Below are 22,581 nucleotides of genomic sequence, written 5' to 3'. Positions count from 1 at the left end.
TCAGACCACGTCCGACCCACGCCGCCGCAGCAACGCATAAAAAATGATCGCGCCGAAGGTCGCCGTCCCGATGCCGCCGAGCGCGAAGCCGCCGAGCTTCAGCGTGAAATCCCCGGTACCGAGCACGAGCGTCACCGCCGCGACAATCAGATTGCGGTTGTCCGAAAAATCCACCTTGTTGACGACCCAGATCCGCGCGCCCGTCACCGCGATCAGGCCGAACACGACGATCGACACGCCGCCCAGCACCGGCCCAGGAATGGTCTGGATCAGCGCGCCGAACTTCGGCGAGAACCCGAGCACGATCGCGAACAGCGCCGCGACCACGAACACGAGCGTCGAATAGATCTTGGTGACGGCCATCACGCCGATGTTCTCGGCATACGTCGTCACGCCCGTGCCGCCCGCGAAGCCCGACGCGATCGTCGCCAGCCCGTCGCCGATGAACGCGCGGCCGATGTACTTGTCGAGACTCCTGCCCGTCATCGCGCCGACGGCCTTGATGTGCCCGAGATTCTCCGCGACGAGAATGATCGCGACCGGCGCGATCAGCGTCATCGCCTGCGCCTGGAACACGGGCGCGGTGAAATGCGGCATGCCGAACCACGCGGCGTTCGCGACGATCGCAAAGTCCACCGGCTTGCCCATGCCCATGCCGTTGGTCAGCACGGCGTAGATGAGGTACGCGATCGCGAGGCCGATCAGAATCAGCAGCCGCTGCGCCATGCCGCGCGCGAACACCGCGACGCCGCCCACGCACAGCACGGTGACGAGCGCCATCCACGATTCGAAGCTGCTGCCCATCACGCCCTTCACGGCGATCGGCGCGAGATTCAGCCCGATCACGCAGACGATCGCGCCCGTCACGACCGGCGGCATCAGCGTTTCGATCCACTTCGTGCCGACCGCCGCGACGATCACGCCGATGATCGCGTAAGCCACGCCGCACGCGATGATCCCGCCGAGCGCGACCCCGATGTTCAGGTTCGGACCGTGTCCGCCGTAGCCCGTCACCGCGATCACGAGACCGATGAACGCAAAGCTCGAACCGAGATAGCTCGGCACGCGCCCGCCGACCAGCACGAAGAACAGCAGCGTGCCGATGCCCGACATGAAAATGCACAGATTGGGATCGAAGCCCATCAGGAGCGGGGCGAGCACGGTCGAGCCGAACATCGCGACGACGTGCTGAATGCCCATCGCGATCATCTGCGGCCAGGGCAGACGCTCGTCGGGGGCGACGACGCGCCCCGCTTCGGCATCCGCCTGGACCGGCCAGCGCGGGAAATAGGAATCGGACATCTGCGGGGCTCCTTCTCGGCGGTGAGGCGCCGTCCGTGCGGCGCGCTTGTTGGAAAAACAGGCGCGAGTGTACGGAGCGGACCCTCGAGTGGCAAGCGAGCCGATATTACGACCGTTTCGCCAACCGCCGCCCGAAACGTGCGCGCTTTTCAGGCGCCACGATCCAGTTCGAAGACCGCAACGGCGCCCTTCAACTGCTCGGCCTGATCGGCCATCGCGCCCGCCGCGGCCGCCGCCTGTTCGACCAGCGCCGCGTTCTGCTGCGTGACCTGATCCATCTGCGCGACGGCGCGATTCACCTGCTCGATGCCCGTGCTCTGCTCGTGCGACGCCGACGAGATCTGCGCCATGATGTCCGTCACGCGCTGCACGGCCTGCGTGACTTCCGCCATCGTCGCGCCGGCGCGTTCCGCGAGCGCCGCGCCGCTGTCGACGCGCGCCGTCGATGCCTCGATCAGCTCCTTGATCTCCTTCGCCGACATCGCGCTGCGCTGCGCGAGCGAGCGCACTTCGCCCGCGACCACCGCGAAGCCGCGGCCTTCCTCGCCCGCGCGCGCCGCTTCCACGGCGGCGTTCAGCGCGAGGATATTGGTCTGGAACGCGATGCCCTCGATCACGGCGATGATGTCCGTCATGCGCTTGGAGCCCGACGCCAGTTCGCGCATGTTCTCGACCACCTCGCCGACGAGCTCGCTGCCACGCGCCGACACGTCCGACGCGCCGCGCGCGAGGCCGCTCGCTTCGTCCGCGTTGCTCGCGTTCTGGCGCACGGTCTGCGTGAGCTGCTCCATGCTCGACGCGGTTTCCTCCAGCGACGCAGCCTGCTCTTCGGTGCGCTGGGACAGATCGGTGTTGCCCTGCGCGATTTCCCGCGACGCGAACAGAATCGATTCGCTAGAGTGGCGAATCCCGCCGACGATATCCGCCAGCTTCGTGCTCATGTTGCCGAGGCTCGCGAGCATGCTGGTGTCGTCGCCGGGGCGCGTGGCGACGCGCGTCGTCAGGTCGCCGCGCGCGATGCGGTCGGCGATATCGGCGGCATAAGCCGGCTCGCCGCCCAGTTGCGCGGAAAGACGCCGTCCGATCAGCGCCGCGAGCAGCGCGCCCGCGACCATCGCGCCGAACACGAGCGCGAGCATGACGACGCGCATCGTTTCATATTCCGATGCCGCGTCGTGGCGCGCGTCGGTCGCGCGTTTCCTCTTGAAGTCGGCGAGACGCTCGAGCGAATCGCGCGCCTTCTCGCTCGCGGCGATCGCGCGCGCGATGAGTCCCATCTGGTCGACGTCGATCGGCATCGGCTTTTTGCCCATCTGCATCAGCACAATGTCTTCCCATGCGGCGACGGACTTGCTCGCCGTGTCGTAGAGCGCGATGCTCTCGGCGGAGCGCATCGTCGGGCGCAAATGCTCGAACGCGCGGTGCATGCTGTCGAGCGAAGCCGACATGCCTTCCTTCAGCTTGTCCTTGCCGGAATCGTCGGCGAAAGTCAGGTTGGCGGCGGCGAGATCCGTGTTGAGCTTGTGCTTGTTGGCTTCCTCGACCCAGTACAGGCCGTCCATGTGACGATCGCCGATTTCCTCGATCAGTCCGTTCATTTTCGCGAGCGATACCACGCCGGTGACGCCCACGCACGCGGTGAACAGAATCACGACCGCGAAAGACAGCAACAGCTTGCTGAGCACGGACAGGCGGTCAAACCATTTCATCGATGTCTCCTCTGTCGCGCCCCGCAGACGACGTCCGCGGCCGGCGCAGCGCAAACCGCGGTTCGCGCACAGAGTGGCATTACGGCGCTCGGCTCGATTTTCTTGAGCGCGTATGAGCGGGATAACGACTTGAGAATGGACGCCGGAATATCGGCGAAAGGTCCATGAAGAGCAGCCGAAAGAAATCGGCAGATCGCTGCTAGAAAGCAGAAAAACTAGGTGAATTCTTAATTGGGAGTTTTCTTATTTGGACAGGCAACGCTGGAACGTATGCTTTCCATGTGCGTGTTCCATGTTCGCGCATGTAGTCGTTGAAACTCTCCGATTACCGCCCTTGGCACCCGGCTTGGGCGGTTCTTTTTTTGGGGCGCCGCTTTTTGAGCTTCCGCCTGTTCCAGGCCGCGCCGCCCCTCTCCGCCAGCTTCCCGTCTTACTGCCGAACCGGCTTCTTCGCCAGCTTGCGCTGCAGCGTGCGCCGATGCATGTTGAGCGCGCGCGCAGTCGCCGAAATATTGCCGTTGTTCTCGGCGAGCGCGCGCTGGATATGCTCCCATTCGAGCCGCGCAACCGAGAGCAGCGTCGGGTTCTCGATCGCTTCCTCGGCGGTCTGCTCGCTCGCCTGCTCGTGCAGCGCGGAGAGAATCGTCTCGACGTTCGCCGGCTTCGCCAGATAGTTGTCCGCGCCGTCCTTCACCGCTTGCACCGCTGTCGCGATGCTCGCGTAGCCGGTCAGAACGAGAATGCGCGCATCGGGCTGAAGATCGCGCAGCGGTGCGACGAGCCGCAGGCCGGAATCGTTGCCCAGGTGAAGATCGACTGTGATCTGGCCGAACTTGTGCTGGTTCGCGAGCTTCAGCGCTTCGTCGGCGTCGTGCGCCTGATGCGGGGTGAAGCCGCGCCGCGTCAGGCCGCGAGCAAGAATGCCGGCGAACACTTCGTCGTCGTCGATGATCAGAAAGTTGGTATCGCTCATGGTTTTTCTCCGTAATGCCGCTCGGGCGAGCCTGTGTTCGAGTTCAGGCCGCGCCGCTTCGTTCAGTTCTTGCCGCCTGCGCCGGCGCCGCGACCGCACCGCGATTCGGCAGGCGCAACACCGCGCAGGTGCCGCGCGGCTTGCCGTCGATCAGTTCGATCGAGCCTGCGAGCCGCGCCGCCGCCGCGAACGCCAGGTAAAGCCCGACGCCGTGGCCGCCCTGCGTGCTGTCGACCGGCCCCGCGCCGAGCGTGGCGCGCAGCGCGGGCGGAATGCCCGGGCCGCGATCACACACGTCGAAGCGCACGTAATCCAGTTGATCGATGGTTTCGGCCGACGCCTGCAGCGTCACCGATTCGCTGCTCGCGCGCGCGGCGTTGTCGAGCAAGATGGTCAGGATCTGGCCGACGGCCACCGCATCGTCGATCGACGCGTTCGCGGGCGTCCGGTCGATCTGCGCGAATTTCACCTGCGGATGCCGCAGACGCCATTGCTCGATGAAACTCGGCAGCCATTCGTCGAGCGCCTGACGGCTCGACGGTCCCGTCGCGCGGCTGCGCAGACGCGCGAGCGCGGAGGTGCAGAGCGCCATCTGCTGTTCGAGCAATTCGAAATCGGCCGCGTAGGGCGCGAGGTTTTTGTCGTGAGCGGCGGAGTCGCGCAATTCCTCGGACAGCATCGCGATGGTCGAAAGCGGCGTGCCCATTTCGTGCGCGACGGTCGCTGCCTGCACGCCGAGCGCGACGGCGCGCTCATCGCGCAGATGGCGTTGCTGGGCATCGGCGAGCGCGGCGTCGCGCACCCGCAGCGCCCGCGACATGCGCGCGACGAACCAGCCGATCAGCCCGACGCTCACCATGAAGTTGACCCACAGGCCGGTGCGGAAATAATCGAAGAGATTGGCCGGATTCTCGATATTGAGCGGCACGTAGTTGTAGCTGAGCAGCGCGTAACAGGCGACGGCGAAGAGCGCGAGGCAGGTCATCATCGTCCACGGCAGCACGGCGGCGGCGATCGCGAGCGACGGCAGATAGAGCGTGACGAACGGATTGGTCGCGCCGCCGGAGAGGAACAGCAGCGCCGAGAGCGCGCCGAGGTCGACCCACATCTGGCCGAACAGTTCGAGATTGGTCTCCGGCCGCGCCCGCGCGACGCGCAGCCACGTGAGGCCGTTGAAGATCATCTCCAGCGCGATGACGAGCAGCATCGCGGGCAGCGGAAGCTTCGCGCCGAAGAAGATCTGCACGACAGCGATGGTCGTCAGCTGGCCGATGATCGCAAGCGAGCGAAGCCAGAAGAGATGACCGAGATTGACCCGTCCGGTATTGGTTATGCGATGCATCTGGTTGAGTGCCTGACTGCGTTATCACGCTTCATGCGACATTATCCCGCTTGCATCAGGCTAGCTGCGGCATCTGGCGCGATTTGTCGCACCTTGGCGCGCGCTATTTCGCGCGCTCGGCGCGTTCGATTTCGGCCGCGAGACACGCCGGGCACAGACAACTCACGCCGGGCCGCAAGTGCTCGGCCGGCAGTGCGGGCAGCGTCGCGCACCAGCAGGCGGGATCGCCCGCTCGCGCGCCGCAGCGAAACGGCGTGCCGCAGCGCGCGCAGATCAGCGAGCCCGGCGCTTCACGCTCGTTCGTTTCGGGGAAGTCGTTCATCATCCTGTCATCGATCTGCCTGAACGATGATCGCATGCCGGCGCACCTGCCGGAAAACGTTGGCGCCGGCGCGGCAATTCGTCCTGCTGCAATGCGTCAGTCCTGTACAATTCGGCGTGTTTAAACGCTCCTCGCCTCATTTGCCGCCATGTCCGAGCTACCCGACCTCACGCAAATCGCGCCGACCCTGAAGGCTGAAATCCTGGCCGAGGCGCTGCCCTATATCCGTCAGTATCACGGCAAGACGGTCGTGATCAAATACGGCGGCAACGCCATGACCGAAGAGCGCCTGAAGCAAGGCTTCGCGCGCGACGTCATTTTGCTGAAGCTCGTCGGCATCAATCCGGTGATCGTGCACGGCGGCGGCCCGCAGATCGACCAGGCGCTCAAGAAGATCGGCAAGCAGGGCACCTTCATTCAGGGCATGCGCGTCACCGACGAAGAAACCATGGAAGTCGTCGAATGGGTGCTCGGCGGCGAGGTGCAGCAGGACATCGTCACGCTGATCAATCATTTCGGCGGTCAGGCGGTCGGTCTGACGGGCAAGGACGGCGGCCTCATCCACGCGCGCAAGCTGCTGATGCCGGATCGCGATAATCCGGGCCAGTTCATCGACATCGGCCAGGTTGGCGAAGTCGATGCGATCAACCCGGCGGTGGTGAAGGCGCTGCAGGACGACGCGTTCATTCCGGTCATTTCGCCGATCGGCTTCGGTGAAGACGGCCTTTCGTACAACATCAACGCTGACCTCGTCGCGGGCAAGCTCGCCGTCGTGCTGAACGCCGAAAAGCTCGTCATGATGACGAACATCCCCGGCGTGATGGACAAGGAAGGCAATCTGCTGACCGACCTTTCCGCACGCGAGATCGACGCCCTCTTCGCCGATGGCACCATTTCCGGCGGCATGTTGCCGAAGATCTCCTCCGCGCTCGATGCCGCAAAGAGCGGCGTGCGCTCGGTGCACATCATCGATGGCCGCATCGAACATTCGGTGCTGCTCGAAATTCTGACCGAGCAGCCGTTCGGCACGATGATCCGCTCGCATTGAGCTTTCTCCCGATCCTTCGACGCCCGCCAATGCGCGGGCGTTTTCATATATGACCGCGCATCGCCCGTCCCGCCGCCGCCGCGTCAAGGCGCGCGGCCCCGTCTGGCTCTTCGATCTCGACAACACGCTGCATCACGCGTCACACGCGATTTTTCCGGCGATCAATCGCGGGATGACGCAATACATCATGGATCGCCTGAATGTCGATGTCGACGAGGCGAACCGGCTGCGCGTCGGCTATACGGTGCGCTACGGCGCGACGCTGCTCGGACTCGTCAGGCATCACGGCATCGATCCGGCGGACTTCCTGCGCGAGGTTCACACCTTCCCCGATCTGCCGTCGATGCTGCGCGCCGAGCGCGGCCTCACGCGGATCCTGCGCGCGCTGCCCGGCCGCAAGATCGTGCTCACCAATGCGCCGACGCTCTACGCGCGCACCGTGCTCGCGGAACTCGGCATCGCGAAGCTGTTCGAGCGCGTGATCGCCATCGAGGACATGCGCGAGGGCAGCCACTGGCGCGCCAAGCCCGATGCGCCGATGCTGCGCCGTACGATGCGCCGCGCGCATGTGCGTCTCGAGGACGCGATTCTCGTCGAGGACACGCGCGGGCATCTGAAGAGCTATCGGCGGCTGGGGATTCGCACGGTGTGGATCGTCGGGCATCTGCCGGTCGCGAAAACGTCGGGCGGCGGGTTGTCGGTGCGTCTGCCGGGCGTGGGCAGGCCGCATTACGTCGATCGCACCGTGCGCTCGCTGCGCGCGCTGACGTCATCGCATGGGCGGCGCCTACATTCGGAATAAGCGACGCGCGAGGATGTCTTCGAGGTCCGAGCGCGCATCGACGACCAGATGCACGTAGATCGTGTCGCCCTCGATCTTGTAGATGATGCGGATCGTGCCGCTCGGGACTTCGTAATAGCCCGACATGCGGAAGTCGACGAGTTCGGGCGGCGTCACGCCGTTGCGCGGCGCGGCTTCTATTTCGGCGATGGTGTCCGCAATCCGGTTGCGCGTCGCGGCCCAAGCGGTGCCGCCGAACTTGTTGATGACGTAGCGCCGGAAATCCTGCAAATCCTCGCGCACCGGATCGAGAAAGACGGTCTTCACTTGATGCCTTCCGCGCGGTCCATGCGCTCGATCTCGGCGAATACATCGGCTGCGCTCGTGCACTGACCGGCTTCGATGGTCTTCTGTCCCATCGCCAGAATCTTCAGCAACGCGAGGGTCTGATGCACGTCCTCATACGACTGCACGTCCTGCACGACCACCCTGCCTTCGCCGTTCTGCGTGATGAGCATCGGCTCGCGGCTTTCGACCACGTTGCGGATCATCTCGGCCGCGCGGCTCTTCAGGTGACTCAGCGGTCTGACCCGGCTCGGTTTCATTTCCGTTTCTTGGCAAGACGAGACGATTAGACAATATAGACGCAAAAGCGGGCCATATCCAAGATGGCCGACATGGCGGCGTTATGACGATTTCCGCTATACTTCACCGCTAACGAGATATTCTCGAACATCACAGACGCGCCGATTTGCTGACTCGATTGCGGGCGCGCGAACCTCAGGGCTGCATTGCCGAGGTTCACTATAAATGCGGCTAAAGAGGTCGTCAGCCGCGCCATCGCTGTATTCACGCGCATCGCCGACACCGTTTAGCCGCTTGGTCAAAGGCGGAATGAATGGAATCGATCGGCATCGTCACTCCCCAAACACTGCGCTTCACCGAGCCGCTCGCCATGCAGAACGGCTCGATGCTCGGCGACTACGAACTCGTCGTCGAAACCTATGGCGAGCTCAACGCCGCGCGCTCGAACGCCGTTCTCGTGTGTCACGCGCTGAACGCGTCACATCACGTCGCGGGTGTTCATGCTGATAACCCGAAGGACGTCGGCTGGTGGGACAACATGGTCGGGCCGGGCAAGCCGCTCGACACCAACCGCTTCTTCGTGATCGGCGTGAACAATCTCGGCTCGTGCTTCGGCTCGACCGGGCCGATGAGCATCGACGGCGCCACGGGCAAGCCGTACGGCGCGAGCTTTCCGGTCGTCACGGTCGAGGACTGGGTGAACGCGCAGGCGCGTCTTGCGGACCGCTTCGGCATCGAGCGCTTCGCGGCCGTGATGGGCGGCAGTCTCGGCGGCATGCAGGCGCTCGCGTGGAGCATGATGTATCCGGAGCGGCTCGCGCATTGCATCGTGGTGGCATCGACGCCGAAGCTCTCCGCGCAGAACATCGCGTTCAACGAAACGGCGCGCTCGGCGATCCTCTCCGATCCCGATTTTCACGGCGGCGACTACTACGCGCACGGCGTGAAGCCGCGCCGCGGCTTGCGGGTCGCGCGCATGATCGGCCATATCACGTATCTGTCGGATGACGACATGGCCGTGAAATTCGGCCGCGCGCTGCGCCGTGCCGAAGGCGCGCTCGACGCGTACAACTTCAACTTCGATGTCGAATTTGAAGTGGAGTCGTATCTGCGCTACCAGGCCGACAAGTTTGCCGAATACTTCGATGCGAACACCTACCTGCTCATCACGCGCGCGCTCGATTATTTCGATCCCGCGAAAGCCTTCGACGGCGATCTCACGAAAGCGCTCGCCAACACGCAGGCGAAATATCTCATCACGAGCTTCGCGACGGACTGGCGTTTCGCGCCCGCGCGTTCGCGCGAAATCGTCAAGGCGCTGCTCGACAACAAACGCACGGTGAGCTACGCGGAAATCGACGCGCCGCACGGCCACGACGCCTTCCTGCTCGACGACGCGCGCTATCACAATCTCATGCGCGCCTATTACGAACGCATTGCCACGGAGATCGGCGCATGAACCAGCACACACTCGATTCGCTCGCGCTGCGCTCGGACTTTCGCGCGATCGCCCGCTGGGTCGAACCGCGCTCGACCGTGCTCGATCTCGGCTGCGGCGACGGCTCGCTGCTGTCGCTGCTCGGGGAAGAGCTCGAAGTGAAGGGCTACGGCATCGAGATCAACGATGCCGGCGTGCTCGCGTGCGCGCAAAAAGGCGTGAACGTGATCCAGCAGAATCTCGAAGACGGTTTGCGTCTCTTCGAAGACGACAGTTTCGATTTCGCGATCCTCTCGCAGACGCTGCAGACGATTCATCAAACCGCCGCGATCCTGCGCGAGACGGTGCGCGTCGGGCGTCAATGCATCGTGTCGTTTCCGAATTTCGGCTACTGGCAGCATCGGCTTTCGGTGATTCAGGGGCGCATGCCGGTGTCGAAGTCGCTGCCGTATCAGTGGCACAACACGCCGAACGTGCGTGTGCTCACGATCAAGGATTTCGAGGCGCTCGCGCCGGAAGTCGGCATCGAGATTCTGGACCGCGTCGCGCTGCACGACGGGCAGACGGTCCGTTGGGGCGCGAACTGGCGTGGTAGTCTTGCGGTCTATCGCGTGAAGCGCCGGTAACGATGACCGGCGCGCTCGCGCATCGACAACTGCCCGCTATACGACATGCCTGATACGCCACACGAGGCGCCCGCTTTAACTGCTCACGAAAATCATCCCGGATGGCGCGCGTTTCTCAACAAGCGCATCCTCATTTGCGTCTTTCTCGGCTTCACGTCCGGATTGCCGCTCTTCACGCTGTACAGCCTGTTGCAGGCGTGGCTCACGACCGCGCACATCAACGTGAAGGAGATCGGCCTGTTCGCGCTGATCGGACTTCCCTATACGTGGAAGTTCGTCTGGTCGCCGCTGATGGACCGTTACATTCCGCGCTTTCCGGGCTGGACTCCCGGCCGACGGCGCGGCTGGATGTTCCTCACGCAAGTGCTCGTGATGGTGGCGATCGGCTCGTTCGGGTTCTTCTCGCCGGAGCGGAATCTGTGGGCCGTCGCGGCGGTGGCCGCGCTCGTCGCGTTCTTCAGCGCGAGTCAGGATATCGTCATCGATGCCTATCGCCGCGAACTGCTCGCCGATACCGAACAGGGGCTCGGCAACGCGGTGCACGTCAATGCGTACAAGGTCGCGGGTCTCGTGCCCGGTTCGCTGTCGCTGATTCTCGCGACCTTCCTGCCGTGGAAGACCGTATTTCTGATTACCGCCGCATTCATGCTGCCGGGTCTCATCATGACGCTCGTCGTCAAGGAGCCGGCGATTCACGGCGCGCCGCCGAAAAGTCTGCGCGAGGCGATCGTCGAGCCGTTTCATGAATTCATCACGCGCGATGGCTGGCGCGCGGCGCTGCTCGTGCTCAGTTTCATCTTCCTGTACAAGCTCGGCGACACGATGGCGACCGCGCTCGCGACGAAGTTCTTCATCGACGTTGGCTTCTCGCTTGCACAGATCGGCGTGATCGCGAAGGCGGTCGCGTTCTGGGCGAGCATCGCGGGCGGTTTGCTCGGCGGCATCGCGCTGGTGAAGATCGGCATCGCGCGCGGACTGTGGATCTTCGGCATTCTGCAGATCGTCGCGACGGTGGGCTTTGCGTGGCTGGCGAAGATCGGGCCGTCGCCGTTGGCGCTCGGCGTGCTGTACGGCTTCGAAACCTTCGCGACGGGCCTCACGCTCGCCACCTTCACCGCGTATATCGCGAGCACGACGGACCCGCGCTACACCGCGACGCAATTCGCGCTCTTCACGAGCCTCGCGGCGGTGCCGCGCACGTTCGCCGCGGCGGGCAGCGGCTATATCGTGAATGAAACGGGATGGTTTTCGTACTTCCTGATCTGCGTCGCGCTGTCCATTCCGGGCATGTTACTGTTGCCGAAAATCGCGCCCTGGAGAACTCAACGATGACGGTTTCGTGCAAGCTTCGCGCCTCGGTTTGCGCAATGGCACTGGCGTCGCTCGCGCCTTTGTTCGCGCATGCCCAGGACGAGCAGAAGACGCCGCCGCCCTACTCCGCGCCGAACAACCAGATCCGCTTCGGCAACACGGCGCTGTTTCGCAATCTGATTCCGCCCGCGACGCTCGAAGCGCAGTCCGCCGACGAATACAGGCAGGTCATCCACGATGCCGAGCGCAACAAGACGCTGCTGCCCGATAACAACCCGCTCGTGAAGCGCGTGCGCGAAATTGCGAATCACGAGATTCCGTTCGCGCTCAAGTGGAACGATCGCGCGAAGAACTGGAAGTGGGAAATCAACGTCATCAAGTCGCCCGAGGAGCGCATGGTGTGCCTGCCGGGCGGGAAGATCGTCGTGTATAGCGGGCTCATCGACAAGCTGCGTCTTAACGACAACGAGATCGGTATGATGATCGGCCATGACATTGCGCATGCGTTGCGCGAGCATGCGCGCGAGCGGCTCGGCAGACAGCAGGCGGCGCAGTTGAGCGCGGGCACGATGCCGCAGCTTTTCGGTTTCTCGAACTATGCGTCGCAACAGCCGGATATCGGCGATCAATTGCTGTCGATGCGCTATTCCCCCGCCGACGAAACCGAAGCCGATGTAATCGGCAGCGAGATCGCCTCGCGCGCGGGCTACGATCCGCGCGCGGCCGTCACGTTGTGGAACAAGATCGATTCGGGAACGCGGCGCGCGGACGACGGCTTCGTGTGGCTGCATCCGTATGGGCCGGACCGCAGGCAGGATCTGCTCAAGCGCATGTCGGACATGATGCCGCTTTATGCGAAGGCGGTCGGCAAGACTATCGATCAGTTGCCCAACTATGCGGGGATGGGGCGGTTCAAGAAGTCCGGGCGGTGAGCTCGCTCGTGCCCATTGCGAGTTGTGCGTCGCCTCTTCGAGTCATTCGGTTGCAAACTACAGATAGGGCGGAATCTTCGACTTGCAGTCCTGAAGCGATCGAGTGCTATCCGAGACAATTCCAAAGCGATATTTGCAATAGTCGCCAAAGCGGGCACGTTCGGACGAAGACATCTGTTCAACTGGCACATCGTCGCCCTCATTCGCAAAGGGATCGTAAAACTCCATTTGAAGCGTCGGATAGCGCTTGATGAAGAAAGTCGTCTGTACTTCGTGATCCAGATACGACCTCACAAAGCCCGTATATAGAGCCGTCACAGTGAGAGCGCAAGTTGCGGAGAAAAGCAATCGCAATTTCTGTCTGGTATTCATGGCGCGCTCATTCCGGTCGATCTCCGCAATTTCTTCACGAGTTCCAGACCGACGTTTCCCGGGCAGATTTTCCCTTCATTGAGTTGCCCCGGAAACTCGCGATGACCTCCGAGCGTATCGATGTGAAAGAAGTCTCTCAGAATGGCGCTAAACGTCTGGACAGACCGCACTTGTGCATCCGGCACCTTCGGACGTTTGCTGAAACCAAGCTTGGCGAAGAGTTGTCTGACCTGCGCAACATGATCGTTGCCTTCGCCGGCATCGGTTAGATCTTTTAGTAAGACAATGCCGATCACGCCCGTGTTGAAGTTGTGCAAATGCTCGCCTTTGAACCGGATGTCTCTCCCTTCGAAGACGTTGCCGACGCAATCCAAAGCGTAGTGATAGCCAATGTCGTCGCTTGAGGCCTTCGACCGATTCATTTGCAGATCCTGAATGTCCTGCAATTGGAGCGCAGCAGGGCCACAAGCAAAGCTACGTCCGGCGTGATGAATGGCGATCTTCGTATAGTTCCAGTCATCGCGCATTCGTTCCGGGCGATTCTTATGCGCAGCCCAATCCGAGCGCTCCACAAAATTCATACCACTGCCACGAACGCGATTGATGATCGCTTGACGTGTCGCAGCGCGGTTATTGACCGAGATAACAATGGCGTCTTCGCGCATGCTCCCCGCGTTCGTGCGCGTCGATGTCCAATGCTCAATGTTGTAGTCAGCAGCCAACGTCAATCTCCTCTCGTCGGATTCAAGGCGCGTCGAGGAGAGGAGAACACGACGTGAATCTGCACGGCCTGTTCATCGTCCGTTTCGATTCTCGCGTAGCCCAGGGCGTCCGTCGTGCCGAACTGCTCAATGCCTGCCACCCGCGCAATGAAAGGGCGGCCCGAAAGCGGTTCACCAGTTTCGCTATCTCGTACGCGAACCCAGCTTCCATGTTTCTTGCCATCAGACATGCCGCTCTCGGCGAGCGTCTCGGGAATCTGCGGTCCTGCACGTTTCAGCCAGACGCCCGGATTGCTTCCGACGATCGCTCGATTCTTCCCGCAAGGACACAAGATCTCGTCGCCGTCCAGGACGACGTTTCGGCCGGCATTGGAAACGTTTCGTCCCGTGCCGAGGATCTTGAAAACGCCTTCGCAATTTCCGCACGTTGCGTCGTTGCCGTCGAGCGCAACTCTCTTTCCCTTGTCGTTGATTCGGGATCCAGACGCGAACACGCGTCCTCCAGTGGTTGTCGAATCTCCGTCTCGTACAGCGGCCTTTCGCACTTATTTTCCCCCTTCGTACTATTCAACTGACGCCGTTGCTTCGTTTTGAAGCAATGGCAGACGCAGTCGTTCCGAGCGCAGATCACATCAAGCGTGACCGCTCAAGAATATGCACCTTCGGGGTTTTCGTACTCGGGAAACACAGAAAGTCGCCACACGCATCGAATTTTCACGATTGATGTGTTTTGCACGGCGACGGGCGTGCCCCAGAGACACGCCTCATAAGTCACTTACTTCTTGCCGATCTTCCAGTCGTAATCGATAGTCAGCGGCGCGTGGTCGCTGAACTTGATATCCCTGAAAATCGACGTCTTCTTCGCGGTCGCCGCGACTTCCTTCGTCGCGATCTGATAATCGATCCGCCACCCGACGTTCTTCGCATACGCCTGACCGCGATTGCTCCACCACGTGTACTGCTCGGGACGTTGATCCAGCGTGCGGAACACATCGACATAGCCGACGTCGTCGAAGAGCTTCGTGAGCCACTCGCGCTCCTCGGGCAGGCAGCCGGAGTTCTTCTGGTTGCTCTTCCAGTTCTTGATGTCGATTTCCTTGTGCACGATGTTCACGTCGCCACACAGGATCACCTCGCGCTCTTTCGAAAGCGTGTGGAGATGCGGCATGAACTCGTCCATGAAGCGGTACTTGGCCTGCTGACGCTCGTCGCCGCTCGACCCCGACGGCACATACACCGACACCACGGAAAGTTTCCCGAAGCGCGCTTCCACGTAGCGCCCTTCCGGATCGAACTCTTCCGAACCGAAGCCGATGATCACGTCATCCGGCTCATGACGCGTGTAGAGGCCCGCGCCGCTGTAGCCCTTCTTCACCGCGTGCTGGAAATAGCCCTGAAAGCCGTGCGGCGCGAGGAATTCCGGCGTCAGGTCATCTTGCGAGCACTTGATCTCCTGCACGCAGACGACGTCGGATTTCTGCTCGCCGAACCAGTCGAAGAAACCTTTCTTGGCGGCCGAACGGATGCCGTTGAGATTGGCGGTAATCACGCGAAACATACGCTTGCTTCCTTTTTTATCGATTTCGTTTAGTCGACCTTCACGCCCTTGAGCGATTCCTTGGCCGGCGGGAATTCGAGCTTCATGTCCTGCATCGTGCGCAACAGCAGTTCCGCGACCATCACGTTGCGATGCGTCTTCGAATTGCCCGGAATGATGTACCACGGCGCGTATTCCGTCGACGTCGTGCCGAGCGCGTCCGCGTAGGCAGCCTGATAGTCGTCCCACTGCTTGCGCGCTTCGAGATCGGAAACGTCGAACTTCCAGTGCTTGGTCGGATCGTCGATACGCGCCTGCAACCGCTCGCGCTGCTCGTCCTTCGAAATATGCAGAAAGCATTTGACGATGGTCGTGCCACTGTCCGCAAGCAGCGACTCGAACTCGCGAATGTGGCGATAGCGACGCTCGCATTGATCGGCATCGATCTGCTTCAGCACGCGCGGCACGAGCACGTCTTCGTAGTGGCTGCGATTGAAGATCGCGAATTCACCGGCCTGCGGCGCCTGCGCGTGCACGCGCCATAGAAAGTCGTGCGCGGCTTCGCGCTCCGACGGCGCGCGAAACGGCACGATGCGCAGACCGAGCGGGTCGACATCGTGAAAAACCGCGCGCACGGTGCCGTCCTTGCCGCTCGTGTCCATGCCTTGCAGCACCAGCAGCACGCGTTGGCGACGCTGCGCGTGGAGCTTCTCCTGCAGGTCGTCGAGCTGCACGCCGATCGCCGTGAGGCGCTCGCGGTCCTCTTCCTTTGCGCCGCTGGAAAACGGCTTCGCGGACGGGTCGATCGCGCTCAGGTCGAACGGCTTCAGCTTCTTGCCGGCGTCGAAGTACGGCACGCGAAAGTCGTCGAGTTCGGGTTTCTTTGCCATTTTTTTACCGTCGTCCAATGAAAACGGGCCGCTGCCAGGCTTAACCGGCAGCAGCCCGTTCATCCCGTTGGGGACAAGCTGTCAGGATAACTTTTTCTTCAACAATTCGTTCACTTGCTGCGGATTCGCCTTGCCCTTGGTCGCCTTCATCGCCTGGCCGATCAGCGCATTGAACGCCTTCTCCTTGCCCGCGCGGAATTCTTCGACTGATTTCTGATTCGCTGCGAGCACTTCGTCGATGATCGCTTCGAGCGCGCCGGTGTCGGAAATCTGCTTCAGGCCCTTCGCATCGATGATGCGATCCGCCGCGCCTTCGTCCGTCGCTTTTTCTTCCCAGATCGTCTGGAAGATGTCCTTCGCGATCTTGTTGGAGATGGTGCCGTCGGCGATGCGCTGAACGATCAGCGCGAGTTGCGCGGCAGACACCGGCGATTCGCTGATATCGAGCGATTCGCGGTTCAGTTGCGCGGAGACGTCGCCCATGATCCAGTTTGCGGCGGTCTTCGCCTGTGCCGCACCCGCTTTCTGCACGAGCGCTTCGAAGTACGACGCCATCGCCTTCGACGACGTCAGCACGCCCGCGTCATACGCCGTCAAACCGTACGTGTCGACAAAGCGCTTCTGCATGTCCGCCGGCAATTCGGGCAGGTCGCCCTTCACGCGCGCGATCCAGCTTTCATCGATCACGAGCGGCATCAAATCCGGGTCCGGGAAATAGCGGTAATCGTGCGCGTCTTCCTTGCTGCGCATCGAGCGCGTTTCGCGCTTGTCCGGATCGTAGAGACGCGTTTCCTGAACCACGGTGCCGCCGTCCTCGATCAGCTCGATCTGACGGCGCACTTCGTATTGAATCGCTTCTTCGAGAAAGCGGAACGAGTTCAGGTTCTTGATTTCCGCGCGCGTGCCGAATTCCTTCTGGCCGACCGGCCGCACCGACACGTTCGCGTCACAACGGAACGAGCCTTCCTGCATGTTGCCGTCGCAGATGCCGAGCCACACGACGAGCCCGTGCAAGGCCTTCGCATACGCGACCGCTTCCGCCGCGCTGCGCATTTCCGGCTCCGTGACGATCTCGAGCAGCGGCGTGCCCGCGCGATTCAGGTCGATGCCCGTCATGCCCGCGAAGTCTTCGTGCAGCGACTTGCCCGCGTCTTCTTCAAGATGCGCGCGCGTCAGATTGACGGTCTTCGAATACGCTTCCTTGCCCGCCTTTTCATTGGCCGGAACCTGGATCGTGATCTGACCGCCCTGCACGACCGGAATCTCGTACTGGCTGATCTGATAGCCCTTCGGGAGATCCGGATAGAAGTAGTTCTTGCGCGCGAAGATGCTGCGCGGCGCGATATGCGCGCCGATCGACAGGCCGAAGCGAATCGCGCGCTCGACGGCGCCACGGTTCATCACCGGCAGCACGCCGGGCAGCGCGAGATCGACGGGACTCGCCTGCGAGTTCGGGCTCGCGCCGAACTGAGTGGGCGCGCCCGAGAAGATCTTTGAGACGGTGGAAAGCTGCGCGTGCGTTTCCAGACCGATGACGACTTCCCACTGCATGTTCACACTCCCGATGCCGATGGTGCCTTGCGGTGCCAGTCGGTCGCGCGCTGGAACGCGTCGGCGACCTGGAGCATCCGGGCTTCGTTGAAATAGTTTCCGACGATCTGCAGTCCGACCGGGCGATCCGCGTTCGCGCCCGCGCCGAAGCCGCACGGCACGCTCATGCCGGGCAGACCGGCGAGGCTCACGGACAGCGTGTAGATATCGGCGAGATACATCTGCACGGGATCGTCGGCTTTCTCGCCGAGGTTCCATGCGACGGTCGGCGCGACCGGCCCCATGATGACGTCGCACTGCTTGAACGCTTCCTGAAAGTCGCGCGCGATGATGCGGCGAATCTTCTGCGCCTGCAGGTAGTACGCGTCGTAGTAGCCGTGCGACAGCACATACGTGCCAACCAGAATCCGCCGCTTCACTTCCGGCCCGAAGCCTTCCGCGCGCGACTTCTTGTACATGTCGAGCAGATCGCGGTACTCGGCCGCGCGATGCCCGTAGCGCACGCCATCGAAGCGCGACAGATTCGACGAAGCCTCCGCCGGCGCGATGACGTAGTACACGGGAATCGACAGCTCGGTCTGCGGCAGCGTCACCTCGACGAGCGTCGCGCCGAGCGCTTCGTATTGCTTCAATGCCGCGTCGATGGACGCGCGCACGTCGTCCGCGAGACCGGCGCCGAAGTACTCCTTCGGCATGCCGATACGCAGACCTTTCAACGGCTGGCTTGCATCATCGGAGCCGTTCCACGTTTTGCCGATATGGCGCGTGTAGTCTTCGTTCTCGCGTTGCAGGCTGGTCGAGTCGCGCTCGTCGAAGCCGGACATCGCGTTGAGCAGCAGCGCGCAGTCGGCGGCGGTTTGCGCCATCGGGCCGCCCTGGTCCAGCGACGACGCGAACGCGATCATCCCGTAGCGCGACACGCGGCCGTAAGTCGGCTTGATGCCCGTGATGCCGGTGAACGACGCGGGCTGGCGGATCGAGCCGCCGGTGTCGGTGCCGGTCGCGGCGGGCGCGAGGCGCGCGGCCACGGCGGCGGCCGAACCGCCCGACGAACCACCCGGCACGGCCTTCAGGTCCCACGGATTCTTCACCGCGCCGAAGTACGAATTCTCGTTGGACGAGCCCATCGCGAACTCGTCCATGTTGGTCTTGCCGAGGCACACCATGCCAGCTTGCTTCAGACGGTCGACCACGGTCGCATCGAACGGGCTCGCGTAGTTTTCGAGCATGTGCGAACCGGCTGTGGACGCCCAGCCGCGCGTGACGAACACGTCCTTGTGCGCGACCGGCAGACCGGTGAGCGCGCCGGCGTTGCCCTGCGCGATGAGGGCATCGGCGGCCTTCGCCTGTTCGAGCGTGAGTTCGCGATCGATGCCGATGAACGCATTCAGCGCCTTCGCGGCCTCGATGCGTTGCAGATACGACTGCGCCAGTTCGACCGCGGAGATCTCCTTCGAGTCGAGCGCGGCGCGCAGTTCGGTCAAGCTTTTTTGATGCATTGCAGTTCCCTGATGAGCGCGGTCTTCATTTCCGCGCGCGGTGTCGCTGGATAGTCGACCGTTATTCGATCACCTTCGGCACGAGGTAGAGCCCGTCCTGCACGGCAGGCGCGGATCGCTGGAACTCTTCGCGCTCGACGCGCTCTGAGACAGCGTCGTCACGCAGACGAAGCGCGACTTCCTCGATCTGTTCGATCGGGTGTGCGAGCGGTTCGATGCCGGTCGTGTCGACGGCCTGCATCTGCTCGACGAGACCGAAGAAGTCGTTGAGGCGCGCAAGCGTGGGTTCGGCTTCGTGGTCGGGCAATTCGAGCCGCGCCAGATGCGCGATGCGTTTTACGTCGGTCAGGGTCAAAGACATGGAATCACCGGAGAAAGCGTGGACGGCCCCAATCTCGAAAACCTTCGCTGTGACAGCAAGTTACGATCTCGAAAGGAGCTTACGGAAGCAGGTCTGGCGATGGTCAAAAGTGCCATCCTTTTCCTATAGATACCCCCAAATTATAAGGTATCATTACACGTTCGACTCACCTCTGGAACGGCTTGTCAGCGGCTTTCTCCCTGAATCAGTGAATTACGAGAAACGTTTGCGTTCGGCGTTCCATTCTGCGGTAGATTTCTTCCCGGAATTGCACTTCACGGCGAGCGTTCGCCGCCCCGGCAATCCGTTATTTTTTCCGCTGCCGTCCCCGGCGCTCCTCGCGACGAACGGCCACCCAGCGAGACAGGATTTTTGAATGTTCGGTTTTTTGCGCAGCTATTTTTCCAACGACCTGGCTATTGACCTCGGTACCGCCAACACGCTGATCTACATGCGCGGCAAGGGCATCGTCCTCGACGAGCCTTCGGTCGTTTCCATTCGCCAGGAAGGCGGCCCCAACGGCAAGAAGACCATTCAGGCGGTCGGCAAGGAAGCCAAGCAGATGCTCGGTAAAGTGCCGGGCAACATCGAGGCGATCCGCCCGATGAAGGACGGCGTGATCGCCGACTTCACCGTCACCGAGCAGATGATCAAGCAGTTCATCAAGACCGCTCACGAATCCCGCATGTTCTCGCCGTCGCCGCGCATCATCATCTGCGTGCCGTGCGGTTCCACGCAGGTCGAGCGCCGCGCCATCAAGGAAGCGGCGCACGGCGCGGGCGCGTCGCAGGTCTATCTGATCGAAGAGCCGATGGCCGCCGCGATCGGCGCGGGCCTGCCGGTGTCGGAAGCAACGGGCTCGATGGTCGTCGACATCGGCGGCGGCACGACGGAAGTCGGCGTCATCTCGCTGGGCGGCATCGTGTACAAGGGCTCGGTGCGCGTCGGCGGCGACAAGTTCGACGAGGCCATCGTCAACTACATCCGCCGCAACTACGGCATGCTGATCGGCGAACAGACCGCCGAAGCCATCAAGAAGGAAATCGGTTCGGCCTTCCCCGGCTCCGAAGTGAAGGAAATGGAAGTCAAGGGCCGCAATCTGTCCGAAGGCATTCCGCGCAGCTTCACTATTTCGAGCAATGAAATCCTCGAAGCGCTGACGGACCCGCTGAACCAGATCGTGTCGTCGGTGAAGATCGCGCTGGAACAGACGCCGCCGGAACTCGGCGCGGACATCGCCGAGCGCGGCATGATGCTGACGGGCGGCGGCGCGCTGCTGCGCGACCTCGACCGCCTGCTCGCGGAAGAAACCGGCCTGCCGGTGCTCGTCGCCGAAGATCCGCTGACCTGCGTGGTGCGCGGCTCTGGCATGGCGCTCGAGCGCATGGACAAGCTCGGCAGCATCTTCTCGTACGAGTGATTTCCCGGCTGAAGGCTTTCGCTCCTGTTTCTCCGGGCGTGATGGTCTTCGACGCGACAGCCAAAGCACCCGCGTAACGCGACGCGCGCACGGCCCGGCTTCTGTCCGGGCCGTTGTCGGAACAGCGTAGGGCAGGTCTCGCCGCCGGCGAGATAACCTGCAGCATCGATCCATCCGTTCACGCCCTCGGCGCCGACCATGGAATACAGTCCGCCGCCACTTTTCAAGCAAGGCCCTTCCGCGCTCGCGCGTCTGATTTTCTTCGTGGTGCTCGCCATCGCGTTGCTGATCTCGGACGCCCGTTTCAACACGCTGGAAATCGTTCGCGGCATGCTCGGCGCGGGGCTTTATCCGTTGCAGCGCGCGGCGCTCGTGCCGCGCGACATCTTCATGGGCGCGGCGGATCTCGCCGTGACCAGCGCGACGCTGCGCAGCGAAAACGCGAAGCTCGCCGACAAAAACCTGGAGCTTTCCGTGAAGGCAGGCGATGCGGCGCAGCTCGCCATCGAGAATGCACACCTGCGCGCGCTGCTCAATCTGCAATCGCGTGCGAGCACCGAAGAGACGCCCGCCGAAATTCAATACGACACGCGCGATCCGTTCACGCAGAAAGTCGTGATCGGCAAGGGTTCGCAGCAAAACATCCAGGACGGCGCGCCGGTCGTTACCGAAGATGGGGTGATCGGTCAGGTGACGCGCGTGTTTCCGTTGCAATCGGAAGTCACGCTGCTCACCGACAAGGATCAGGCCGTGCCCGTGCAGATCGCGCGCACCGGCTTGCGCAGCGTGATCTACGGCACGCCGAAGGGCGACACGCTCGACCTTCGCTTCGTGCCGATCAGCGCCGACGTGCAAGCCGGCGACGAACTCGTGACGAGCGGCCTCGACGGCATCTATCCGCCGGGATTGCCGGTGGCGAAGGTGCTGCGCGTCGACAAGCAGGCGGACACCGCGTTCGCGCGCGTCGTCTGCGTGCCGATCGCGGCGGTGCGTGGCGCGCGCCAGCTGCTCGTGCTGCACTACAACCTGAACGTGCCGCCCAATCCGATCGAAGTCGAAGCGGCCGCGGCCGCCAAGGAAGCGAAGGAAAACAAGGGCAAGAAGAAGACCGCGCCCAAGGCGGCGGTAGCCGCCGGCGCGAGCGGCGCATCGGCGGCTGCGGCGGCTGCGGCGGCGTCCGCACCGGCTACGGCCGCACCGGCGGCGAAGCCCGCCGAGGCGCCGGCGAAGGCAGCCGCACCCAAGGCGGCATCGAGCGCGGCGGCAAAGCCGCCGAAGAAGGCGAATGCGCCTAAGCCCGCATCCTCGGGAGCCGCGCGATGAACCGTCCGCAATACATCCTGCAGCCGGTCAATCCGTACTTCATCACGTTCAGTCTCGCCGCCGCGTTTCTGCTGAACCTGATGCCGTGGGGACGGCTCATCGGCGTGCCGGATTTCGTCGCGCTCGTGCTGCTGTTCTGGAACGTGCATCAACCGCGCAAAGTCGGCATGGGCATCGCGTTCATGCTCGGCATTCTGATGGACGTCCATAACGCGAATCTGCTCGGCGAGCACGCGCTGGCTTACACGCTTCTTTCGTACGGCGCGATCACCATCCACCGCCGCGTGCTGTGGATCTCGCTGCCGGTGCAGATGTTCGTCGTCGCGCCGCTGCTGGTGGGCGCGCATCTAGTGCCGTTCATCATCCGCCTGATGACGGGCGCCGCGTTTCCCGGCTGGAGCTATCTGGTCAACGGATTCGTCGAAGCACTGCTCTGGCCGATCGCAAGCTTCCTCTTGCTGATGCCGCAACGCCGCGCCGCCGATCCGGACGACACGCGCCCGATCTGAGCGCGACCGCGCGGCGCCGGGTCACCGA

General features: G+C 62.8%; 25 protein-coding genes. 9 read left to right on the top strand and 16 right to left on the bottom strand.

The annotated features are described in order from the left end of the window. The 5 genes from BTHE68_RS00295 to BTHE68_RS00275 form a co-directional block, all read right to left on the bottom strand. Entirely contained in the window at positions 1-1,302 is a 1,302-nt protein-coding gene (locus BTHE68_RS00295; protein WP_162064641.1) for a solute carrier family 23 protein, read from the bottom strand. 149 nt (positions 1,303-1,451) lie between these two features. After that, positions 1,452-3,011 carry a methyl-accepting chemotaxis protein gene (locus BTHE68_RS00290; protein WP_162064640.1) on the bottom strand — a complete coding sequence of 520 codons (1,560 nt, stop codon included), beginning with the start codon at positions 3,009-3,011 and terminating at the stop codon, positions 1,452-1,454. 430 nt (positions 3,012-3,441) lie between these two features. After that, positions 3,442-3,984 carry a response regulator transcription factor gene (locus BTHE68_RS00285; RefSeq protein ID WP_061174250.1) on the bottom strand — a complete coding sequence of 181 codons (543 nt, stop codon included), beginning with the start codon at positions 3,982-3,984 and terminating at the stop codon, positions 3,442-3,444. A 43-nt stretch (positions 3,985-4,027) separates the two neighbouring features. After that, entirely contained in the window at positions 4,028-5,326 is a 1,299-nt protein-coding gene (locus tag BTHE68_RS00280) for an ATP-binding protein (protein WP_162064639.1), read from the bottom strand. 103 nt (positions 5,327-5,429) lie between these two features. Next, positions 5,430-5,684 (bottom strand): cysteine-rich CWC family protein, encoded by a 255-nt coding sequence (locus BTHE68_RS00275; protein ID WP_502710560.1) that lies wholly within the window; start codon positions 5,682-5,684, stop codon positions 5,430-5,432. A 112-nt stretch (positions 5,685-5,796) separates the two neighbouring features. On the opposite strand from BTHE68_RS00275, the gene argB reads away from it, so the two are divergent. Both argB and BTHE68_RS00265 read left to right on the top strand, forming a co-directional pair. Continuing rightward, the gene (gene argB / locus BTHE68_RS00270; RefSeq protein WP_162064638.1) at positions 5,797-6,696 is read left to right on the top strand and encodes an acetylglutamate kinase; all 900 of its coding nucleotides are present in this window, start codon (positions 5,797-5,799) and stop codon (positions 6,694-6,696) included. A 49-nt stretch (positions 6,697-6,745) separates the two neighbouring features. Beyond that, on the top strand, positions 6,746-7,498 hold the full coding sequence (locus BTHE68_RS00265; RefSeq protein ID WP_162064637.1) for a pyrimidine 5'-nucleotidase: 753 nt from the start codon (positions 6,746-6,748) through the stop codon (positions 7,496-7,498). Here BTHE68_RS00265 and BTHE68_RS00260 read toward each other — a convergent pair. The 3 genes from BTHE68_RS00260 to BTHE68_RS00250 are packed head-to-tail and all read right to left on the bottom strand — an operon-like array spanning position 7,484 to position 8,330. Then, positions 7,484-7,804 carry a type II toxin-antitoxin system RelE/ParE family toxin gene (locus BTHE68_RS00260; protein WP_162064636.1) on the bottom strand — a complete coding sequence of 107 codons (321 nt, stop codon included), beginning with the start codon at positions 7,802-7,804 and terminating at the stop codon, positions 7,484-7,486. The two genes, BTHE68_RS00265 and BTHE68_RS00260, sit on opposite strands and share 15 nt — an antisense overlap. Beyond that, positions 7,801-8,082, bottom strand: coding sequence for a type II toxin-antitoxin system Phd/YefM family antitoxin (locus BTHE68_RS00255; protein WP_061174246.1), 282 nt, complete (start codon positions 8,080-8,082; stop codon positions 7,801-7,803). The genes BTHE68_RS00260 and BTHE68_RS00255 overlap by 4 nt, the downstream gene beginning before the upstream one ends. A 26-nt stretch (positions 8,083-8,108) precedes the next feature. After that, entirely contained in the window at positions 8,109-8,330 is a 222-nt protein-coding gene (locus BTHE68_RS00250; RefSeq protein WP_162064635.1) for a hypothetical protein, read from the bottom strand. Positions 8,331-8,375: 45 nt separating this feature from the next. Between BTHE68_RS00250 and metX the strand changes: the two genes are divergently transcribed. From metX to BTHE68_RS00230, 4 genes are read left to right on the top strand one after another with little or no spacing between them, the layout of a single operon-like run. Next, positions 8,376-9,521 carry a homoserine O-succinyltransferase MetX gene (metX, locus tag BTHE68_RS00245; RefSeq protein ID WP_162064634.1) on the top strand — a complete coding sequence of 382 codons (1,146 nt, stop codon included), beginning with the start codon at positions 8,376-8,378 and terminating at the stop codon, positions 9,519-9,521. After that, positions 9,518-10,126 carry a methionine biosynthesis protein MetW gene (gene metW, locus BTHE68_RS00240; protein WP_162064633.1) on the top strand — a complete coding sequence of 203 codons (609 nt, stop codon included), beginning with the start codon at positions 9,518-9,520 and terminating at the stop codon, positions 10,124-10,126. Before metX ends, metW begins: the two co-directional genes overlap by 4 nt. Positions 10,127-10,171: 45 nt before the next feature. Next, positions 10,172-11,458 (top strand): AmpG family muropeptide MFS transporter, encoded by a 1,287-nt coding sequence (locus BTHE68_RS00235; RefSeq protein ID WP_162064632.1) that lies wholly within the window; start codon positions 10,172-10,174, stop codon positions 11,456-11,458. 35 nt (positions 11,459-11,493) lie between these two features. Next, complete coding sequence (locus BTHE68_RS00230) at positions 11,494-12,369, top strand: M48 family metallopeptidase (RefSeq protein ID WP_225936180.1); 876 nt, start codon at positions 11,494-11,496, stop codon at positions 12,367-12,369. Between the two features lie 57 nt (positions 12,370-12,426). Here BTHE68_RS00230 and BTHE68_RS00225 read toward each other — a convergent pair whose 3' ends face one another. From BTHE68_RS00225 to gatC, 8 genes are all read right to left on the bottom strand, one after another. Beyond that, on the bottom strand, positions 12,427-12,741 hold the full coding sequence (locus BTHE68_RS00225) for a hypothetical protein (RefSeq protein WP_162064630.1): 315 nt from the start codon (positions 12,739-12,741) through the stop codon (positions 12,427-12,429). After that, complete coding sequence (locus BTHE68_RS00220) at positions 12,738-13,463, bottom strand: peptidoglycan recognition protein family protein (RefSeq protein ID WP_162064629.1); 726 nt, start codon at positions 13,461-13,463, stop codon at positions 12,738-12,740. Before BTHE68_RS00220 ends, BTHE68_RS00225 begins: the two co-directional genes overlap by 4 nt. 2 nt (positions 13,464-13,465) lie before the next feature. After that, positions 13,466-14,008: a PAAR domain-containing protein gene (locus tag BTHE68_RS36705; RefSeq protein ID WP_286202778.1), complete on the bottom strand. Its 543-nt coding sequence runs from the start codon at positions 14,006-14,008 to the stop codon at positions 13,466-13,468. Between the two features lie 230 nt (positions 14,009-14,238). Then, entirely contained in the window at positions 14,239-15,021 is a 783-nt protein-coding gene (locus tag BTHE68_RS00210) for an exodeoxyribonuclease III (protein WP_162064628.1), read from the bottom strand. Positions 15,022-15,050: 29 nt separating this feature from the next. Continuing rightward, positions 15,051-15,890 (bottom strand): PPK2 family polyphosphate kinase, encoded by an 840-nt coding sequence (locus BTHE68_RS00205; protein ID WP_162064627.1) that lies wholly within the window; start codon positions 15,888-15,890, stop codon positions 15,051-15,053. 81 nt (positions 15,891-15,971) lie between these two features. After that, positions 15,972-17,441: an Asp-tRNA(Asn)/Glu-tRNA(Gln) amidotransferase subunit GatB gene (gene gatB, locus BTHE68_RS00200; RefSeq protein ID WP_174257970.1), complete on the bottom strand. Its 1,470-nt coding sequence runs from the start codon at positions 17,439-17,441 to the stop codon at positions 15,972-15,974. Positions 17,442-17,443: 2 nt separating this feature from the next. Beyond that, on the bottom strand, positions 17,444-18,940 hold the full coding sequence (gene gatA / locus BTHE68_RS00195) for an Asp-tRNA(Asn)/Glu-tRNA(Gln) amidotransferase subunit GatA (protein ID WP_162064625.1): 1,497 nt from the start codon (positions 18,938-18,940) through the stop codon (positions 17,444-17,446). 61 nt (positions 18,941-19,001) lie between these two features. Next, positions 19,002-19,301, bottom strand: a complete 300-nt coding sequence (gatC, locus tag BTHE68_RS00190) for an Asp-tRNA(Asn)/Glu-tRNA(Gln) amidotransferase subunit GatC (RefSeq protein ID WP_035509719.1) — start codon at positions 19,299-19,301, stop codon at positions 19,002-19,004. Between the two features lie 376 nt (positions 19,302-19,677). Between gatC and BTHE68_RS00185 the strand changes: the two genes are divergently transcribed. The 3 genes from BTHE68_RS00185 to mreD all read left to right on the top strand — a co-directional run bounded on the left by BTHE68_RS00185 (position 19,678) and on the right by mreD (position 22,553). Continuing rightward, the gene (locus BTHE68_RS00185) at positions 19,678-20,721 is read left to right on the top strand and encodes a rod shape-determining protein (protein ID WP_004189550.1); all 1,044 of its coding nucleotides are present in this window, start codon (positions 19,678-19,680) and stop codon (positions 20,719-20,721) included. Positions 20,722-20,919: 198 nt separating this feature from the next. Further along, positions 20,920-22,044: a rod shape-determining protein MreC gene (gene mreC, locus BTHE68_RS00180; RefSeq protein WP_162064624.1), complete on the top strand. Its 1,125-nt coding sequence runs from the start codon at positions 20,920-20,922 to the stop codon at positions 22,042-22,044. Continuing rightward, positions 22,041-22,553 carry a rod shape-determining protein MreD gene (gene mreD, locus BTHE68_RS00175; protein WP_061174237.1) on the top strand — a complete coding sequence of 171 codons (513 nt, stop codon included), beginning with the start codon at positions 22,041-22,043 and terminating at the stop codon, positions 22,551-22,553. The genes mreC and mreD overlap by 4 nt, the downstream gene beginning before the upstream one ends. Positions 22,554-22,581 lie beyond the last annotated feature (28 nt).

The sequence above is a fragment of the Burkholderia sp. THE68 genome (assembly GCF_009938265.1).
Lineage (GTDB): Bacteria > Pseudomonadota > Gammaproteobacteria > Burkholderiales > Burkholderiaceae > Caballeronia.
This window is presented reverse-complemented; position numbering and strand designations above follow the sequence as displayed.

Coding starts and splice junctions, on each gene's coding strand:
- BTHE68_RS00295 (WP_162064641.1), bottom strand. CDS start 1,302: ATGTCCGATTCCTATTTCCCGCGCTGGCCGGTCCAGGCGGATGCCGAA.
- BTHE68_RS00285 (WP_061174250.1), bottom strand. CDS start 3,984: ATGAGCGATACCAACTTTCTGATCATCGACGACGACGAAGTGTTCGCC.
- mreD (WP_061174237.1), top strand. CDS start 22,041: ATGAACCGTCCGCAATACATCCTGCAGCCGGTCAATCCGTACTTCATC.
- metX (WP_162064634.1), top strand. CDS start 8,376: ATGGAATCGATCGGCATCGTCACTCCCCAAACACTGCGCTTCACCGAG.
- gatC (WP_035509719.1), bottom strand. CDS start 19,301: ATGTCTTTGACCCTGACCGACGTAAAACGCATCGCGCATCTGGCGCGG.
- gatB (WP_174257970.1), bottom strand. CDS start 17,441: ATGCAGTGGGAAGTCGTCATCGGTCTGGAAACGCACGCGCAGCTTTCC.
- BTHE68_RS00225 (WP_162064630.1), bottom strand. CDS start 12,741: ATGAATACCAGACAGAAATTGCGATTGCTTTTCTCCGCAACTTGCGCT.
- metW (WP_162064633.1), top strand. CDS start 9,518: ATGAACCAGCACACACTCGATTCGCTCGCGCTGCGCTCGGACTTTCGC.
- BTHE68_RS00280 (WP_162064639.1), bottom strand. CDS start 5,326: ATGCATCGCATAACCAATACCGGACGGGTCAATCTCGGTCATCTCTTC.
- BTHE68_RS00230 (WP_225936180.1), top strand. CDS start 11,494: ATGGCACTGGCGTCGCTCGCGCCTTTGTTCGCGCATGCCCAGGACGAG.
- BTHE68_RS00290 (WP_162064640.1), bottom strand. CDS start 3,011: ATGAAATGGTTTGACCGCCTGTCCGTGCTCAGCAAGCTGTTGCTGTCT.
- BTHE68_RS00205 (WP_162064627.1), bottom strand. CDS start 15,890: ATGGCAAAGAAACCCGAACTCGACGACTTTCGCGTGCCGTACTTCGAC.
- BTHE68_RS00235 (WP_162064632.1), top strand. CDS start 10,172: ATGCCTGATACGCCACACGAGGCGCCCGCTTTAACTGCTCACGAAAAT.
- BTHE68_RS00255 (WP_061174246.1), bottom strand. CDS start 8,082: ATGAAACCGAGCCGGGTCAGACCGCTGAGTCACCTGAAGAGCCGCGCG.
- BTHE68_RS00210 (WP_162064628.1), bottom strand. CDS start 15,021: ATGTTTCGCGTGATTACCGCCAATCTCAACGGCATCCGTTCGGCCGCC.
- argB (WP_162064638.1), top strand. CDS start 5,797: ATGTCCGAGCTACCCGACCTCACGCAAATCGCGCCGACCCTGAAGGCT.
- gatA (WP_162064625.1), bottom strand. CDS start 18,940: ATGCATCAAAAAAGCTTGACCGAACTGCGCGCCGCGCTCGACTCGAAG.
- mreC (WP_162064624.1), top strand. CDS start 20,920: ATGGAATACAGTCCGCCGCCACTTTTCAAGCAAGGCCCTTCCGCGCTC.
- BTHE68_RS00265 (WP_162064637.1), top strand. CDS start 6,746: ATGACCGCGCATCGCCCGTCCCGCCGCCGCCGCGTCAAGGCGCGCGGC.
- BTHE68_RS00275 (WP_502710560.1), bottom strand. CDS start 5,684: ATGCGATCATCGTTCAGGCAGATCGATGACAGGATGATGAACGACTTC.
- BTHE68_RS00185 (WP_004189550.1), top strand. CDS start 19,678: ATGTTCGGTTTTTTGCGCAGCTATTTTTCCAACGACCTGGCTATTGAC.